The organism is Nonomuraea sp. NPDC001831 (assembly GCF_042892035.1).
Classification (GTDB): domain Bacteria; phylum Actinomycetota; class Actinomycetes; order Streptosporangiales; family Streptosporangiaceae; genus Nonomuraea.
The window spans coordinates 836,500-852,423 of sequence record NZ_JBIATU010000003.1; the positions used below are offsets into that span (position 1 = coordinate 836,500).

The window sequence follows — 15,924 nt, forward strand, 5'->3', positions numbered from 1 at the left end:
GGGGCTGGCAAGCGCATCAGCGTGCGGGGTGGCGATGCACGTAGGCGGGGGTCAGCTCGCAGGTGTCGTAGTAGCGGTGGAAGACCGGGGTCGCGCCGCCCGACAGCGGCGGCACGATCCACGACCAGTCGGCCGGGCAGCGCCGTCCGGCGCGCTCCTCGCGTTCCAGGTGGGTCAGGAAGCGCCGGGACTCGGTGTGGTGGTCGGTGATCGTCACCCCCGCCCGTTCGAACGAGTGCAGCACCGCCACGTTGAGCTCGACCAGCGCGTGGTCGCGCCAGAGCGAGCGCTCGGTGGAGGTGTCCAGGCCGAGGTGCTTGGCCACTTCGGGGAGCAGGTCGTACCGGTCGGCGTCGGCCAGGTTGCGCACCCCGATCTCGGTGCCCATGTACCAGCCGTTGAACGGCGCGCACGGGTAGCAGACGCCCCCGATCTCCAGGCACATGTCCGAGATGACCGGCACGGCGTGCCAGCGCAGCCCCAGCTCCGCGAACCACGCGTACTCGGGATGCAGCAGCGGCACCTCCAGCACGGCGTCGCCCGGCAGGTTGCACAACAGCGGGTCGCCGAGCCCGGCCCGGACGACCAGCGGCAGCACGTCGAACCGGCCCGGCCCGCCGCGCCAGCCCAGTTCCTTGGCCAGGTCGGTGAGCTCGGCGTTGCGCGGGTCGCCGAGGACGCCGCCGCCGTTCAGCCGGTGCCCGGCGTAGCGGACGAGCTGGTCGTTGAGCACTCGCGGGCCCGGCATGGCCGGGGTGTCCGGGGCGAAGACGGTGACGGTGGGCCTGATGCGCCCCTCCCCCGTCGCCTCGCGCAGGTGCGCCACGCACTCCACCGCGACGCCCTCGGCCGTCGTCACCTCCCGCCGGTCGCGCACCTTCAGCGAACGCCAGTACAGGCGTCCGATGCACCGGCCGCTGTTGCGCCAGGCGACCCGGGCGCCGAACTCCAGCTCCTCGAAGGTGTGGACGTAGGTGCCGTGGCGGGCGACGTCTCTGGCGACGTCGCGCAGCCGGGCGGCCAGGCCGCCGGCGGCGGGGTTCTCGGCGTGGAAGAGCCTGATGAAACGCTCCGCCTCGCGGAGGTCCGTGGTGCGCTCGAACAGCGCGTGCACGGCTTGCACATCGAAGGGACGCAGTGACCTGATCCAGGTACGCACGCGGCAACCAACATTTCGCTCAGCGGAGCGCCCCGCCGATTCCGGGTCGGCGGCACGTCCTGCCGGCGGCGCCCTCTCCACGCCCCCGTCACGACTTCCCGCGGCTGCCGGCCGCACCCGGCCGACTCGCCCATCTTCCCCCCGGCGAACGCCTGTTGTCCCCGTAACCCCAAAATCAGTAACTCACCCACTACAACGCGTGAATCCCTCTCTTTTCACGACATGCCCGCGTCGGCCGCGCGGCGGTGCACCCTGACCGCTCAGGGCTTCGGATCCTCGGCGATGCGGCGACGCCGGCCTGGCGCCCACCTCGTGCCGTCCCGGCCCTGGAGAACGCATCAGGCCCTCCCACCGATCTCGGTGAGAGGGCCTGATCTGCCAAACTCTTGTCTGACTGCAGCTCCCGCGATAGGACTCGAACCTATAACCTGCCGGTTAACAGCCGGCTGCTCTGCCGTTGAGCTACGCGGGATCGAACGTTCGCCCTGCTGGTCGGGCTTGTTGGGCCCTTCCGTCGTGCGCAGGAATAGATTAGCGCACTCCTGGAGTGCGTGTCGCATCGCAACTGGGGTAGGCCGGGAGACAGCGGAGGTGCAAGATGCGTTATCGAATGACATTTGCAGTCGGTCTGGCTGTCGGTTACGTGCTCGGCAGCAGGGCGGGCCGCGAGCGGTACGAACAGATCAAGCGGGCGGCCCAGCGTGTGGCCGACAGCCCGAGGGTCCAGGAGGCCGCGGGGGTGGTCGGCGCGCAGGCGTCGAGGCTGGCCGGGGCGGCCAGGGAGAAGGTGGGCGGGACGCTTCAGGAGAAGATCCCGTTCCTCGGCTCCGACGGTCACCACAGGTCCGGCAGCGGCTGGCCCGAGGAGGAGGATCTCGCGGAACGGAAGTCCCGCGAGACCGGCATTCCCTACTGACGGCCCGGTCCGAGATCCGGCCCTGAAGATCCAGCCCCGAGATCCGGCGCGGCACGGACGTGTGATCCCTCACACGCCCATGCTGCGCCGGACGCCTTCCAGGGCCTGTTCGGCCTGCGCGCGCAGGCCCGGGTCCGTCGGATCGAGCCCGTCGTCGAAGACGAGCGTCCAGCCCAGCACCTCGCCGCCCGGCGGACGCCTGGCCACCAGCCGGACGCCGCCGCGCCCCGGCAGGCTGACCCGCTTGTTGACCACGATGGTGGAGTTCACCCGCTCGCGCACGGTCTCGGGCAGCATCCGCGGTTCGGCGACGCGCTCGAAGTGGCGGGCGCCGCCGGTGGTGACGACCCGCAGCCCCTCGTCGTCCCAGGACGCCTTGTCGATCTCCTCGTACGGCACCCGCGTCCCGTCGGACAGGAACAGGGCGAGGTTGGTGGCCACCAGGTGACCGTCGGAGGTCTCGGTGAACGTCAGCACCCGCTCCCCCGGCCGGGTGTCCAGGGATCGGCGCACGTCAGCGGGCAGGCGGCGAAGAATGCTCATATCTCCACGGTATCGGCGAGCAGGTCGAGGGTGAGCGCCGCGCTCCAGGAGAAGTCCCTGCACCCGCGCCCGCTGCCGTCGAACGGGTCGAAGCACTCGCGGAACCCGGCCTGCCGGACGAGCCGCAGGGTGCCGTTGGCGAGCTGCCGGCCGAGCTGGTCGAGCGAGTGGACGGCGGCGGCCCGGCGTAACAGCCAGTTGGTGTTCACCCAGGACGGCCCGCGCCAGTAGCGGGTGCGGTCGAACTGGGCGGCGCGGATCTCGCAGCTCGGCACCGGGTAGCCGGTCGCGCCCATGAACCGGGCCGACTCCAGCACCTCGACGCAGGCGTGCAGGTGGTCGCTGGGCAGCCCGGGATCGAGCAGCGGCCCGAACGCGCCCACCGTGCAGACCTTGATCAGCCGGCCGGAGCGCAGGTCGAGGGGGTAGAAGCAGCCGTCCCAGAGCCGGTCGAGCATGGCCTGCCTGATGCGTTCGGCCTGTTCGGCGTGGGGGGCGGGGTCGGCCCCCGCCACCGGCGCCAGCTCGGCCAGCGCCTGGCAGGAGGCGAGCCAGATCCCGTTGAACATCGGGTCCTCGACCGCGAACGGGTGCTCGTCGCGCAGGTACTCGGCGCGGTAGCCGGCGTCGCGGTAACGCATGGCCAGCCAGACGTAGCGGTCGTGGTCGCTGTCGGGGTGGCGTTCGGCCAGCTCGACGTTGCGGTAGCCGTAGCCGATGGCGGGCAGCGCGGCGAGCGGCTGGTCCCAGGCCGGGCTGTCGTCCATGCCCGACTCCCAGGGATGGACGATCGCCGCCAGCCCGGCGCCGCCGAGGTCGCGGGCCGAGGCGAGGTAGTGGTGCTGGGCGACGAGCAGCGGGAACGTGCGCCGGACGAAGGCCACGTCGCCGGTGTGCCGGTAGAGCCAGCGCAGTGCCAGCGCCTGCAGCGGCGGGGAGGTGAGCCCGGAGGTGTAGACCCTGGGCGCGGAGGCGTGCTCCTGCGAGCGCCAGACCGACGGCCCGGGGAAGTAGGCCTCGCGGGTGTGGAAGACGATGTGGGGCACCATGCCGGTCGCCCACTGGCCGCTCAGCAGGCTGAGCAGCTCCTCCCGGGCGCGCTCCGGGCGGTGCCTGGCCAGGCCGATGACGACGAACGCGGAGTCCCAGCTCCACTGGTGCGGGTAGAGACCCGGTGCGGGCACGGTGCCGCTGCCCGTCCAGTTCGCCTCGAGCACGGCCAGCGCCTCGCGCCCGAGCGCGGCATCGTCAACCGCCGGCCGCGCCTCCATTCACTCACTATGCCTTGGGAAGCGGTCGGAAGCTACGGCCTCTTGGCCCACTTCGCGACGAACGTGACACCGAGGACGACGGCGCCGATGATGAGAGCCCACTTGAGAAGCGTGAAGACGAAACCCACGAGCGGGCCGACGAGGAGCAGTGCGACGATGATCGCGGCGATGATCAGAAGGATGCGTGCCATGTCTCCACCGTAGGAGATCCTTTAAGCCGTTTGCAGGTGACCGAGGGTTGAATCAGGGACAAGTCAGGGTCACCCCTACCCTTTGGAACCAACCGGTCAAGACTCCCGTTGAGCCGGTAGGACACGGGGCATCGGGGGCCCTCTTCACGGGGAGCGTGATGAGTCTGGGACCACCCATGAGCAGGGAAGGCGCCGAGTACGCGCTGCGCGCTCGGGCCGACGAACGCGACCGGATCTCCGGCGACCTGCTCGATCTCGAATCCCACACCACGTACCAGCTGCTCAAGGGCGCCACGCTGAACGGGGTGACGGCGCAGCGCTGGGCCGCCGTCCAGGCCGCGCTGACCCGGCTGTGGCTGCTGAACGACGCCTACCGGGCCGTGCTGCGCGACGCCGAGCAGGTCAGGGCCGCGCGCGCGAAGCTCGGCGCCGAGCAGCTCGACGAGCTGACCCGGCTGCTGTCGGGCACGTCCGTCGTGCTGCGGGCCGCGGCCAAGCCCGTCGAGCAGCGCTCGCTGCTGCCCGAGGCCGACGAGCGGCTGACCCTCGACGAGACCGTCGCCCGCATGGACGGCGCCTTCCGCGAGGTCACCTCGGCGCTCAACGACATCGACGCCGTGTGGAACGCCGTCCTGCCCCGGCTCGACGACGCCGACCGCGCCCTGCGCGAGATCCGCGACCTGGAGCGGGAGCTGGGCGAGGGCGTCGGCCTGGAGGCACAGGAGGCGGAGCTGCGGCGGATGCGCGCAGCCCTGCTCGCCGACCCGCTCGGCGCGGGCGTGGGCCCCGACCTCGGCGGGGTCGCCCGCGCGCTGGCCGAGGCCCGCGCGGAGGTCGACCAGGCGATCGTGGTCAAGCGCGAGTACGCCAGGCGCCGCGAGGACCTGGTGGCCGCCCTCGACCGGGTACGCGCGGCCGAGAGCGAGGCCAGGCTGGCCCACGGCGCGGTCGTGGTCAAGATCGCCCTGCCGCCGCAGGCCCGCCCGCGCAGCCGGGTCGAGGAGCTGACCGGCGAGCTGGCCGCGCTCGACGCCTCGGCCGACACCTGGGTGGTGCGGGCCAGGCGGCTGGCGAACGTGGAGAGCGAGGCGGAGAAGGCGGCCGACCGGGCGCGGGCCACCGCCAAGGCCCTGTACGGCCTGGTCGGCAGGCGTGACGAGTTACGCGGCCGGCTCGGCGCCTGCCAGGCCATGGCGGTGCGCAAGGGCATGGCCGAGGACCCCCACGCCGCCGCGTGCTTCGAGCGGGCCCGATCCCTGCTGTGGAGCGCTCCCTGCGACCTGACCGAGGCGGCGGCCGCGGTCGAGACCTACCAGCGCGCGATACACGGAGGTAAGCCATGACCCGCTGCGCGCAGCCGGGCTGCACCGGCACCATCGAGGACGGCTACTGCGACCTGTGCGGCAACGCGGCGGGCCCGCCGCCCCCGGCGGTGTCCGTCCCCCAGCAGGCGTCGGCCCCGGCGTCGGCCTCGGGCCCGCTTTCGGGGCCGCTCTCGGGGCCGGTGAACACCCAGCCGGTGAGCCGGCCGCTGACCTCGCCGGTGAGCAGCAGCGGCAGATCGCGGGCCGGGGTGCTGGGCGGCATCGCCGACCTGCCGTCCGTGCCGTACCGGGATCCGGCGACGGCCGTGATGGCCGATCCGCAGGTGCCGGAGGAGAAGCGGTTCTGCGCCAACCCGGCCTGCGGGGAGCCGGTGGGCCGGTCCCGGCAGGGCCGTCCCGGGCTGACGGAGGGGTTCTGCCCGCACTGCCGCACGCCGTACTCCTTCACCCCGAAGCTGGCCAAGGACGACATGGTGGCCGGGCAGTACCGGGTGCTCGGCTGCCTGGCGCACGGCGGTCTCGGCTGGATCTACCTGGCCGCCGACGAGAACCTGGACGGCCGCTGGGTCGTGCTCAAGGGCCTGCTCAACACCAACGACGCCGAGGCGCTGGCGGCCGCCGAGGCCGAACGCAAGTTCCTCACCACGGTCGACCACCCGAACATCGTCAAGATCCTCAACTTCCAGCTCTCCGGCGGCCTCGGCTACATCGTCATGGAGTACGTCGGCGGCCAGTCCCTGCACGAGCTGCGCCGCCAGGGCCCGCTGCCGCTGCGCGAGGCGCTGATCTACGGCCGCGAGATCCTGCACGCGTTCGGCTACCTGCACGAGAACGGCCTGGTCTACTGCGACCTCAAGCCGGCCAACGTGATCCGGGTCGGCCGGCGGCTCAAGCTGATCGACCTGGGCGCCGTCCAGCCGGTCGGCTCGCCGCCCGGCACGTCCTGGGCGACGGTCGGCTACCACGCGCCCGAGCTGGACACCCATCCCTCGTCCGTGGCCTCCGACCTCTACACCGTGGCCAGGACCCTGGCGGTGCTGACGATCCCGTCCTGGAGCCCGGCCAAGGGCGGCGTGGCCAGCCCGCTGCCGCAGGACTGCGGGCACGAGTCGTTCGCGCGGCTGCTGCGCAGGGCCACCGCGCCCGACCCCGCCGACCGGTTCCAGAGCGCGTGGGAGATGGAGGAGCAGCTCGTCGGGGTGCTGCGGGAGATCAGCGCGGCCGAGGAGGGCGTGCCGTTCCCGGCGCCCTCGACCCTGTTCGGGCCCGAGCGCTCCGCCGTGGGGACGGCATTGTCGGCATCGCGCCAGGAGGTGTTCGGGCCGCTCGACCCGGCCGTGGTCGCGGTCGAGCTGCCGGTGCCGCACGTCGATCCGCTCGACCCGGCGGCGGGCGCGCTGGCGGGCCTGCTCGGGTTCGACGGCAAGGAGCTGTTCGACCAGCTCTCGGCGATGCCGCCGACGCCCGAGACCCGGCTCATGCGGGCCAGGCTGCTGGCCGAGGCGGGCGCGGCCGAGACGCCGCACGCGCTGACGGAGCTGGACCGGTTGCTCCCCGGCGACTGGCGGACGACCTGGTACCGCGGGGTGCACGCGCTGGCCGGGCGCCAGCCGGACACCGCGGTGACGATGTTCGACGCGTGCGTGTCGGCGCTGCCCGGCGAGCTCGCGCCCAAGCTGGCGCTGGCGTTCGCGCTGGAGTGCGCCGGCCGGCAGTCGGCCCACTGGTACAACGCCGTCTGGCGGACCGACCACTCCTACGTCAGCGCCGCGTTCGGGCTGGCCAGGACGGGCCGCGTCGACGTGCTGGACGAGGTGCCGCCCACCTCCAGCTACCGGGTGGCGGCGCAGGTGGCGCTGGCCGCCTCGGTGTTCCGCCGGACCGACCTGAGCACGGTGTCCGCCGCCGACCTGGTCGGCGCGGCCGGACGGCTGGCCGGCCTGGCCGACCTCGACCCGCGCCGCCGCGACCTGCTCACCGCCGAGCTGCTGCGCTGCGCGCTGGCCTGGCTGGACCACAACCCCGCGCCGCCCCGGACGAAGCTGGCCGAGGCCGACTTCACCGAACCGGGGCTGCGCAGGCGGCTGGAGTCGATCTACCGGAAGCTCGCGGTGGCGGCCGGCTCCCGCCATGAACGCCACGCGCTCATCGACCAGGCGAACGCCGTACGACCGAGGACGTGGCTGTGACCGAACCCGTACCGACCTCCCAGAGCTGCCCGATGTGCGCGTCCCCCGTCGTCCAGGGGGACGTCTACTGCGAGCGGTGCGGGCACGCGCTCGGCGCGCCGGTCTGCACCTCCTGCGGCGCGGCCGCGGTGGACGCGGAGGGCTACTGCGAACGGTGCGGCGCCCGCCAGCCCACCGGCCGCGACCACGCCGAGATCGTCCTGGACGGCGGTGCCGCCGCCGTGACCGACAAGGGGCTGCGACGCGCCCGCAACGAGGACGCCATGGCGCTGCTGACCACCGGCGACGCCGTGATCACGGTGGTGTGCGACGGCGTGGGCAGCTCGCCGCGGGCCGACGCGGCCTCGGCCGCGGCGGTGGAGACCGCGGGCGCCGCCCTGGCCAGGGGGGCCTCCGCACAGGAGGCGTTCGAGCTGGCCGGAAAGGCGGTGACCGCCCTGGCGACCTCCGTGGACGACGCCCCCGCCTGCACCTACGTCGCCGCGGTCGCCGGCCCCGGCGGGATCACGCTGAGCTGGGCGGGCGACACGCGGGCGTACTGGCTGCCCGGCGAGGCCCCCGGGCAGGGCGTGCTGCTGACCGAGGACGACGTGGTCCCGACCGGCGAGATCACCGCGTGGCTCGGCGCGGATTCCGGCGAGGTGTCGCTGCATGTGCGCACGCTCGCCCCGGGGGCGCCCGGCCTGCTGCTGGTGTGCAGCGACGGGCTGTGGCGCTACCTGGACGGCTACCGGTTCCCGCAGCCGGGAACCCCCCTCGACATGGCCCGCGAGATGCTGCGCCACGCCCTGGCCTCCGGCGGCCAGGACAACGTGACGATCGTTCTCATCCCCCTAGGAGAAACGCATGGGTGACCAGCCCACGTTCACGCTGAACATCGACCAGAACAAGTACCTGTCCACCGACGCCCGGGAGGTGCACGCGATCCTCACCGTGGCCTCCTCCGGCGGCGGCTTCGCCCAGGCCGCGCCCACCGAGGCGGCTGAGGTCATCATCGTCGACACCTCCGGCTCGATGAGCGGCGGCAAGATCCGCGAGGCCCGGCAGGCCGCGGCGGCGGCCGTGCACGCGCTGCGCGACGGCGTGCACTTCGCGGTGATCGCCGGGACCGAGCGGGCCAGGGTCGTCTACCCCGGCGGCAACGCCAACCTGGTCAGGGCCACGCCCGCCACCCGCGCCGAGGCCGAGCGGGCGATCAGCAGGCTGCTCGCGCACGGCGGCACGGCCATCGGCGAGTGGCTGAAGCTGGCCGGGCACCTGCTGAGCGGCTACCCGAACGCGATCAGGCACGCGCTGCTGATGACCGACGGGCAGAACAACGAGCGTCCCGAGGTGTTCGGGGCCGTGCTGCAGGGGTGGAGCGGCAAGTTCGTCTGCGACAGCCTGGGCGTGGGCGACGACTGGGTGCCCGCCGAGCTGCGGAAGGTCGCCGAGGCGATGCTCGGCTCGTTCGAGTTCGTACGGAACCAGAGCGATCTGGCCGAGTTCTTCCGCCGGGTGACGCAGACGTCGATGAGCAAGACCGTGGCGGACCTGTCGCTGCGGGTGTGGGTGCCGCAGACGGCCAAGCTGAAGTTCGTCAAGCAGGTCTCCCCCACGCTGCTCGACCTGACCGGCAAGCGCACCGACGTCAACCCGCTGACCGGCGACTACCCGACCGGCTCGTGGGGCCAGGAGGAACGCGAGTACCACCTGTGCGTCGAGGTGCCGCCGGGCCAGATCGGCCAGGAGATCAGGGCAGGCTGGGTGAAGCTGGTGCGCCCCGACACGGGGGACGTCGTGGCCAGCGGCAACGTGCTGGCCCAGTGGACCGACGACCTGGCGCAGTCCACCCAGATCAACCGGAAGGTCGCCCACTACACCGGCCAGGCCGAGCTGCACGAGCTCATCCAGGACGGCCTCAGCGCCCGCGCCGCCGGGGACGTGGAGGCCGCGACCGCCCGCCTGGCCAAGGCCAGGGAACTGGCCGCGGAGTCGGGCCGCGAGGACACCGCCCGGCTGCTGGAGAAGGTCGTGGAGGTCGATCCCGCGACCGGCACGGCCCGGCTGCGCAGGAACGTGGACAAGGCCGACGAGATCGAACTGGACACCGGTTCCGTCCGCACCAGCCGGCTGCGTAAGGGCGAGGGCTGATGGCGACCTGTCCGCAGGGGCATGACTCCGGCTCCGACGACTACTGCGACGTCTGCGGCGCGCAGATGGGCGGGACGCCCGCCGCGCCCCAGCCCCAGCCGGCGGCGGCCACCGCCGCCGCCGGAGGCGACGACGCCTGCCCGGTCTGCCAGACGCCGCGCGCCGGGCAGTTCTGCGAGGTGTGCGGGCACGACTTCACCGGCGGCGGGGGCGGCGTGCCGCTCCCGGTGCGGGGGGCGCGGTGGGAGGCCGTCGCCGCCGCCGACCGCACCTACTACGAGAAGGTGGTCGCCGAGGGCGGTCCGGACGCGGCGCGCATGGCCTTCCCGCCGTACTGTCCCGAGCGCTCGTTCGGGCTGGTCGGCGAGCAGGTGCGCATCGGACGGCGCAGCAGGGCCAGGAACCTGGCGCCGGAGATCGACCTGACCGGCCCGCCCGAGGACCCGGGCGTGTCGCACCTGCACGCCGTGCTGCTGGCCCAGCCGGACGGCACCTGGACGCTGGTGGACCCAGGCTCGGCCAACGGCACCCAGGTCAACGGCAAGACCGTGGAGATCAACACGCCCGTCCGGGTCGGTCCGGGCGACCGGATCCACCTGGGCGCCTGGACCGTCATCACCATCAGGGAGGGCACCCCGTGACCCTGGTGCAGAACCCGGGCGCCCTCGTCCCGGCGGGCGCCCCCGCCCCCCTGCCGCGCCACAGCGTGCCCGGCCGCATCCGCGTCATCTCCGGCGTCACCGTGGCGGCCCTCGCGCTGCTGTTCGCGGCGCTCGGCGTGGGCAGCCTGACCGCCGGCGACGGGCTGCAGGTCATCGGCCGCGACGCCGGGCCGCAGGTCGTCGCCACCGCCGGGCTCTACCTGGCGCTCAGCGACATGGACGCCCAGGTGGCCAACGCGCTGGTCATGGGCGACCAGTACGGCCAGCAGCGCCGCGAGGCCGTCGACCGGTACGAGCGGCGGCGCACGGAGGCCGACCAGGCGCTGCTGAAGGCGTTCGAGCTGGCCGGCGACAACGCCGCCGAGCGGCGGACCGTGCAGTCGGTGCTCGACGGCCTCGGCCGCTACGAACGGCTCGCCGGGCAGGCGCTGCTGCTGAACGAGCAGTCCCGGCACGCGCCCGGCGCGCCGCCGGACAACGTCGTGGGCACCTACCGGCAGGCCACCGACCTGATGCGGCTGGTGCTGCTGCCGCAGGCCTACAACCTGACCCTGGAGAGCGGCACGATCGTCCGCCGCACCTACGACGACAAGAACGCCATGGTCCCGCTGCTGCGCTCCGCGGTGCTGCTGGCCGGGCTGCTCGCGCTGGGCTGCCTGATCTGGCTCCAGGTCTACCTGGCCCGGCGGTTCCGCCGGGTGTTCGGCCCGGCGCTGCTGGTCGCCACGCTGGCCACCGCGGTCTCGCTGATCCTCGGCGTGAACGTGCTCGGCCAGGACCAGACGGACCTGCGCACGGCCAAGACACAGGGCTTCGACTCGGTCCTGACGCTGGCCAAGGCCCGCGCGATCAGCAACAGCATGCAGGGCGACCAGAGCCGCTACCTGCTCGACAAGGACCGCGCCGACACCTACGAGCACACCTTCCTGGACAAGTCGCAGTCAGTCGTCTACTTCGAGTCGGGCAACCTCACGCAGTACCACGCGAAGGTGGCCGCCGACGCCGGAGCGGCCCGCGGCATGCTGGGGCCCGAGCTGACCGGCCCGGAGGGCACCCGCGTGCTGGACGCCTACCGGGCCTTCCAGCAGGCCGACACCTCCTTCCGGGCACTCGCGCTGGACGGCAGGACCGCCGAGGCCGTGACCGCCAAGCTCGGGCCGGTCACCGCCGCGTTCGACGCCTACGACCGGGCCCTGGTGGCCCTGGCCGAACGGCACGAGCGCACCTTCGACCAGTCCATCGACGCCGGCCGGAACGCGCTGGACAACCTGTGGCGGCTGCTGCCGTTCGCGATCGCCGGGATCGCGCTGCTGATGATCGCCGGGGTGTGGCCGAGACTCAAGGAGTACCGTTGAAGCGCACGCTGGTAGCGGCCCTGGCCCTGACCGCGGTGGCCGCCGCGGCCTGCGGCGCCGGCGGCCGGGAGTCGATCCTCGACAAGGACACCATCGTCATCGCCGTCCGCTCCGACCTGCCGTCGGTGGGCTTCCGCCGGCCGGACGGCACCTTCGCGGGCTTCGACGTCGACGTCGCACGCTACGTGGCCAAGCGGCTGGGCAAGAAGTTCAAGCTGATCCCCGTGCTGGCGGGCGACCGGGAGAAGGTGCTGATCCAGGGGCGGGCCGACATGGTGGTGGCGACGTACACGATCAGCATGGACCGCAAGGCGAAGGTGCTGTTCGCGGGGCCGTACCACATCTCCTACCAGGACATCCTGACGCGGCCGGACGACAAGGTGGACAACGTCCGGCAGCTGAAGGGCCGCCGGATCTGCGCGGTGGAGGGCTCGAACGCCGCCGAGCGGGTCGTGGAGGAACGCAGCGTGGCGGCCAAGCTGGTGCCGTTCAAGGACTACGCGTCGTGCCTGAGCGCGCTGAAGAGCCGGCAGGTGGACGCCGTCACCACCAACGACGTGATCCTGGCCGGCCTGGCCGATCAGGACGGCTCGGGGCTGCGGCTGGCCAACGCCCAGTTCAACGAGCAGCGAAGCGGGGTGGGCCTGCACAAGGACGACGTGCCGGGCTGCGAGGCGGTGAACCGCGCGATCACCGACATGTACCAGGACGGCACCGCGAGCCAGCTGCTGCACAAGTGGTTCAGCAAGGCGGGCCTGAACCTGACCAACATCGCCGTGCCGCAGTTCGAGGGCTGCTCCTGAGCCCGCCGCCCGGCATGCGGACGGGCCCGGCACGCTCGCCGGGCCCGTCGCGGGGTCGAAGGGTCAGTCCAGGTAGTCCCTGAGCATCTGCGCGCGCGTCGGGTGGCGGAGCTTGGCCAAGGTCTTCGACTCGATCTGCCGGATGCGCTCGCGCGTCACGCCGAACTCCCTGCCCACCTCCTCCAGCGTGCGCGGATGCCCGTCGGCCAGGCCGAAGCGGAGCTGGATGATGCGCTGCTCGCGGTCGGACAGCGTGGCCAGGATGTCGTCGAGCTGGTCCTGCAGCATGATGAAGGCGGCCGCCTCCATGGGCACGACGGCGTCGGCGTCCTCGATGAAGTCACCGAGGTCGGAGTCCTCCTCGCCGATCGGCGACTGCAGGGACACCGGCTCCTGGGCGATGCGCTGGATCTCCACCACGCGGTCGACCGGGAGGTCCATCTCCTTGGCGATCTCCTCGGGGATGGGCTCGCGGCCGAGGTCCTGGTGGAGCTGACGCTGCACTCTGACGAGCTTGTTGATGGTCTCCACCATGTGCACCGGAATGCGGATGGTGCGCGCCTGGTCGGCGATCGCCCGGGTGATCGCCTGCCTGATCCACCAGGTGGCGTAGGTGGAGAATTTGTAGCCCTTCGTGTAGTCGAACTTCTCGACCGCCCGGATGAGCCCGAGGTTGCCTTCCTGGATCAGGTCGAGGAACAACATGCCGCGGCCCACGTACCGCTTGGCGATCGACACCACGAGCCTGAGGTTGGCCTCGATCAGCCGCTGCTTGGCCCTGGTGCCCTGCCAGACGAGCTCCCTGAACTCCGGGAAGGCCAGACGCGAGACCCCGTTGGCCAGCTTGTCCTCGGCGAACAGGCCGGCTTCGATCGACTTGGCGAGCTCCACCTCCTCCTCGGCGGTCAGCAGGGGGACGCGGCCGATCTCCCGCAGATAGATACGGACGAGATCGCTGGTCGGCGCCCGCTTGCCTACGTCCTCCTCATCGGCGCGGGTGGACTCCTCGTCGCCCTGGGGCTCGAGGACCTCCACGCCGTTCTCTGCGAGCATCCGCACGACGCGTTCCAGCGCGTCGGACGGCAGCTCGGATCGGTCAAGCGCGGCGGCGACGTCATCGACGGTTACGCTTCCGCGCTCCCTTCCCTTCGCGACGAGGTCCGCCACCTGATCTACCGATGGCGGCCCGCTTGGCAGCACCGATGCACCCACGGGAGACAGTCTGCAGTATTGGTTCCATCAAATGGCAGACCCATTTTTGTTGCGGAAGGTAAGACGATCAGCATTACCGAATTGAGATCGAGTAAAGGTTTGGCCCGAGTTTGATCAGGAAAGAAAAGTCAATTACGCGGTCTGGAAACCCACGTCCGGCGACGTCCGCCTGCCGGACGTTTCTCTTCCGCTGCCCGGAAGACGCCCGAGCGGCCCCATGACGGCAGCGCGGACCGGCCGCGATTCCCCGCACACCCCCTGGTTCACCGCCGGTCCCCGCTGCCGAACTGTTATCAAATGGGGTCAGCTTCCCGCGGCGCGCTCGCGCAGCACCCGGCGCTGCTGCTCCAGCGCCACCAGCTCGCCGAACAGCCTGTTGTACTCCTGCTGCTGCTCCACCGGGTTGAGGCGCTGCATGCGGGACTTGGCCTGGGCGATGGCCCGGTCGACCGCGATCGCCTCGATGGCCGCCAGCATGGCCCCCGCGTAACGCTCCTCGGCGTGCGCGTCGGCCTGGACGGGCTCCACCGCGAACCGCGTCACGAGCGCCCTGGTGGCCTCGTCGTGGGCGTGCTCCAGCAGCCGGTCGACCCACTCGCGGCCGCCGTGACCGGCCGAGCCGGCGCCGCCGGCGGCCTGGATGACCTTGTGCAGGGCGACGTGGTCGGGCGCGGTGAACGCCTGCGGGTCGAGGGCGTCGAAGCGCGGCCCGAGCAGCGCCGGCCGCTGGACGGCCAGCTTGAGCAGCTCGCCCTCCACCCGCACGCTCGGATCGACCGGGGCCGCCTTGGGGGCGCGCTGGGGGCGGCCCTGCTGGGTGTTGGCCACCTCGCCGATGCGCTGCATGACGAAGCGCTCGTCCATGAAGCCGAGCCAGCGGTCGAGGTCGATGGCGTAGCGCTTGCGCAGGCCGACGTCCTTGATCCCGGCCACGATGGGCGCCGCCGCGTCGAGGGCGGCGATCTTGCCCTCGTTGCTGCGCAGGTCGTAGCGGGAGATGGTGCTCCTGATGGCGAACTGGAACAGCGGCTCGCGGCTCGCGATGAGGTCGCGCACCGCCGCGTCGCCCTGCTTGATCCGCAGATCGCACGGGTCGAGGCCGTCGCTCTGCACCGCGACGTAGGTCTGCGTGACGAACTTCTGCTCGTCGGCGAAGGCCCGCAGCGCCGCCTTCTGGCCCGCCGCGTCGCCGTCGAAGGTGAAGATGACCTCGCCGCGGAACTCGGCCTGGTCGAGCAGGAACCGGCGCAGGATCTTGATGTGCTCCTCGCCGAACGACGTGCCGCAGGTGGCCACCGCGGTCGGAACGCCGGCCAGATGGCAGGCCATCACGTCGGTGTATCCCTCGACGATCACCGCCTGGGCGCGCTTGCTGATCTCTCGTTTGGCGAGATCAATGCCATAAAGGACCTGGCTCTTCTTGTAAAGCGGGGAGTCAGGCGTATTCAGATATTTCGGACCATCGTCGGAATCGAGCAACTTGCGGGCGCCGAATCCGATCACGTCACCCGTGGCGTCCCTGATCGGCCAGATCAGCCGCCCTCGGAACCGGTCGATCGGCCCCCGCCTGCCCTCCTTGGCCAAGCCGCCCTTGACCAGCTCGTCGGCGGTGAACCCGCGCCCCATCAGGTGGCGCGCCAGCGCCTCCCACTCGGCCGGCGCGTAGCCGACGCCGAACGTCTCGGCGTCGGCGCGCTCGAACCCGCGCTCGGACAGGAACCGCCGCCCCGGGGCCGCGTCGGGCCCGAACAGCTTCTCGGCGTAGAACTCGGCGGCCACCCGGTGGGCCTCGATCAGCCGGGCCCGCTCGCCGTGGTCGCGCTTGGGGACGTAGCCGCCCTGCTCGTACTGGAGCTGGATGCCGGCCCGCTGGGCCAGCCGCTCGACCGCCTCACCGAACGGCAGGTGCTCGATCTTCTCCACGAACGTGATCACGTCACCGCCTTCTGAGCACCCGAAGCAGAAGTACATTCCGCGCTCGGGGGTGACGTTGAAGGACGGGCTCTTCTCGTCGTGGAAGGGGCACAGGCCCTTGAGGTTGCCCCCTCCGGCGTTGCGCAACTGGATGTGCTCGCCGATCACGTCGGCGATGGGGGAACGCTCGCGTACGAGCGCGATGTCGACATCACGGATCCGGCCAGCCACGCCGGTGAGTCTATTCCGCC

General features: G+C 71.9%; 14 protein-coding genes and 1 tRNA gene. 8 read left to right on the forward strand and 7 right to left on the reverse strand.

Annotated elements, in window-relative coordinates; translation table 11 throughout:
- Nucleotides 1-16 precede the first annotated feature (16 nt).
- Both ACFYYW_RS14580 and ACFYYW_RS14585 read right to left on the reverse strand, forming a co-directional pair.
- Nucleotides 17-1,114 carry a nitric oxide synthase oxygenase gene (locus ACFYYW_RS14580; protein WP_387648679.1) on the reverse strand — a complete coding sequence of 366 codons (1,098 nt, stop codon included), beginning with the start codon at nt 1,112-1,114 and terminating at the stop codon, nt 17-19.
- 445 nt (nt 1,115-1,559) lie between these two features.
- Nucleotides 1,560-1,631, reverse strand: a tRNA-Asn gene (locus tag ACFYYW_RS14585).
- A 126-nt stretch (nt 1,632-1,757) separates the two neighbouring features.
- Between ACFYYW_RS14585 and ACFYYW_RS14590 the strand changes: the two genes are divergently transcribed.
- Nucleotides 1,758-2,075, forward strand: a complete 318-nt coding sequence (locus ACFYYW_RS14590) for a YtxH domain-containing protein (protein WP_352318894.1) — start codon at nt 1,758-1,760, stop codon at nt 2,073-2,075.
- A gap of 69 nt (nt 2,076-2,144) precedes the next feature.
- Here ACFYYW_RS14590 and ACFYYW_RS14595 read toward each other — a convergent pair whose 3' ends face one another.
- Genes ACFYYW_RS14595 through ACFYYW_RS14605 form a run of 3 tightly spaced genes read right to left on the reverse strand, consistent with a single transcriptional unit; the run spans nt 2,145 to nt 4,080 of the window.
- Complete coding sequence (locus ACFYYW_RS14595) at nt 2,145-2,618, reverse strand: hypothetical protein (RefSeq protein WP_364415619.1); 474 nt, start codon at nt 2,616-2,618, stop codon at nt 2,145-2,147.
- Nucleotides 2,615-3,889, reverse strand: a complete 1,275-nt coding sequence (locus ACFYYW_RS14600; RefSeq protein ID WP_352318898.1) for a hypothetical protein — start codon at nt 3,887-3,889, stop codon at nt 2,615-2,617. Before ACFYYW_RS14600 ends, ACFYYW_RS14595 begins: the two co-directional genes overlap by 4 nt.
- Before the next feature lie 32 nt (nt 3,890-3,921).
- Nucleotides 3,922-4,080: a hypothetical protein gene (locus tag ACFYYW_RS14605; RefSeq protein ID WP_352318900.1), complete on the reverse strand. Its 159-nt coding sequence runs from the start codon at nt 4,078-4,080 to the stop codon at nt 3,922-3,924.
- Nucleotides 4,081-4,256: 176 nt separating this feature from the next.
- Between ACFYYW_RS14605 and ACFYYW_RS14610 the strand changes: the two genes are divergently transcribed.
- Genes ACFYYW_RS14610 through ACFYYW_RS14640 form a run of 7 tightly spaced genes read left to right on the forward strand, consistent with a single transcriptional unit; the run spans nt 4,257 to nt 12,547 of the window.
- Nucleotides 4,257-5,423: a hypothetical protein gene (locus ACFYYW_RS14610; protein WP_387648684.1), complete on the forward strand. Its 1,167-nt coding sequence runs from the start codon at nt 4,257-4,259 to the stop codon at nt 5,421-5,423.
- Entirely contained in the window at nt 5,420-7,594 is a 2,175-nt protein-coding gene (locus ACFYYW_RS14615) for a tetratricopeptide repeat protein (protein WP_387648687.1), read from the forward strand. The genes ACFYYW_RS14610 and ACFYYW_RS14615 overlap by 4 nt, the downstream gene beginning before the upstream one ends.
- On the forward strand, nt 7,591-8,448 hold the full coding sequence (locus ACFYYW_RS14620) for a PP2C family serine/threonine-protein phosphatase (RefSeq protein ID WP_387648690.1): 858 nt from the start codon (nt 7,591-7,593) through the stop codon (nt 8,446-8,448). Before ACFYYW_RS14615 ends, ACFYYW_RS14620 begins: the two co-directional genes overlap by 4 nt.
- The gene (locus tag ACFYYW_RS14625; protein ID WP_352318907.1) at nt 8,441-9,727 is read left to right on the forward strand and encodes a VWA domain-containing protein; all 1,287 of its coding nucleotides are present in this window, start codon (nt 8,441-8,443) and stop codon (nt 9,725-9,727) included. The genes ACFYYW_RS14620 and ACFYYW_RS14625 overlap by 8 nt, the downstream gene beginning before the upstream one ends.
- Nucleotides 9,727-10,368 (forward strand): FHA domain-containing protein, encoded by a 642-nt coding sequence (locus ACFYYW_RS14630; RefSeq protein WP_387648693.1) that lies wholly within the window; start codon nt 9,727-9,729, stop codon nt 10,366-10,368. The genes ACFYYW_RS14625 and ACFYYW_RS14630 overlap by 1 nt, the downstream gene beginning before the upstream one ends.
- Nucleotides 10,365-11,744, forward strand: coding sequence for a hypothetical protein (locus ACFYYW_RS14635; RefSeq protein WP_387648696.1), 1,380 nt, complete (start codon nt 10,365-10,367; stop codon nt 11,742-11,744). The genes ACFYYW_RS14630 and ACFYYW_RS14635 overlap by 4 nt, the downstream gene beginning before the upstream one ends.
- Nucleotides 11,741-12,547 (forward strand): transporter substrate-binding domain-containing protein, encoded by an 807-nt coding sequence (locus ACFYYW_RS14640; protein WP_387648698.1) that lies wholly within the window; start codon nt 11,741-11,743, stop codon nt 12,545-12,547. The genes ACFYYW_RS14635 and ACFYYW_RS14640 overlap by 4 nt, the downstream gene beginning before the upstream one ends.
- Before the next feature lie 63 nt (nt 12,548-12,610).
- Here ACFYYW_RS14640 and rpoD read toward each other — a convergent pair whose 3' ends face one another.
- Nucleotides 12,611-13,714, reverse strand: a complete 1,104-nt coding sequence (gene rpoD / locus ACFYYW_RS14645; RefSeq protein WP_241563834.1) for an RNA polymerase sigma factor RpoD — start codon at nt 13,712-13,714, stop codon at nt 12,611-12,613.
- A 348-nt stretch (nt 13,715-14,062) separates the two neighbouring features.
- A complete protein-coding gene (gene dnaG / locus ACFYYW_RS14650) occupies nt 14,063-15,904 on the reverse strand; it encodes a DNA primase (RefSeq protein ID WP_352318915.1) in 1,842 nt (613 codons plus the stop codon).
- Between the last annotated feature and the right edge of the window lie 20 nt (nt 15,905-15,924).

Bases quoted from the DNA above. Each gene is read 5' to 3' on its own strand.
- ACFYYW_RS14590 (WP_352318894.1), top strand. From the start codon at position 1,758: ATGCGTTATCGAATGACATTTGCAGTCGGTCTGGCTGTCGGTTACGTG.
- ACFYYW_RS14630 (WP_387648693.1), top strand. From the start codon at position 9,727: ATGGCGACCTGTCCGCAGGGGCATGACTCCGGCTCCGACGACTACTGC.
- ACFYYW_RS14595 (WP_364415619.1), bottom strand. From the start codon at position 2,618: ATGAGCATTCTTCGCCGCCTGCCCGCTGACGTGCGCCGATCCCTGGAC.
- ACFYYW_RS14625 (WP_352318907.1), top strand. From the start codon at position 8,441: ATGGGTGACCAGCCCACGTTCACGCTGAACATCGACCAGAACAAGTAC.
- ACFYYW_RS14605 (WP_352318900.1), bottom strand. From the start codon at position 4,080: ATGGCACGCATCCTTCTGATCATCGCCGCGATCATCGTCGCACTGCTC.
- ACFYYW_RS14600 (WP_352318898.1), bottom strand. From the start codon at position 3,889: ATGGAGGCGCGGCCGGCGGTTGACGATGCCGCGCTCGGGCGCGAGGCG.
- ACFYYW_RS14610 (WP_387648684.1), top strand. From the start codon at position 4,257: ATGAGCAGGGAAGGCGCCGAGTACGCGCTGCGCGCTCGGGCCGACGAA.
- ACFYYW_RS14615 (WP_387648687.1), top strand. From the start codon at position 5,420: ATGACCCGCTGCGCGCAGCCGGGCTGCACCGGCACCATCGAGGACGGC.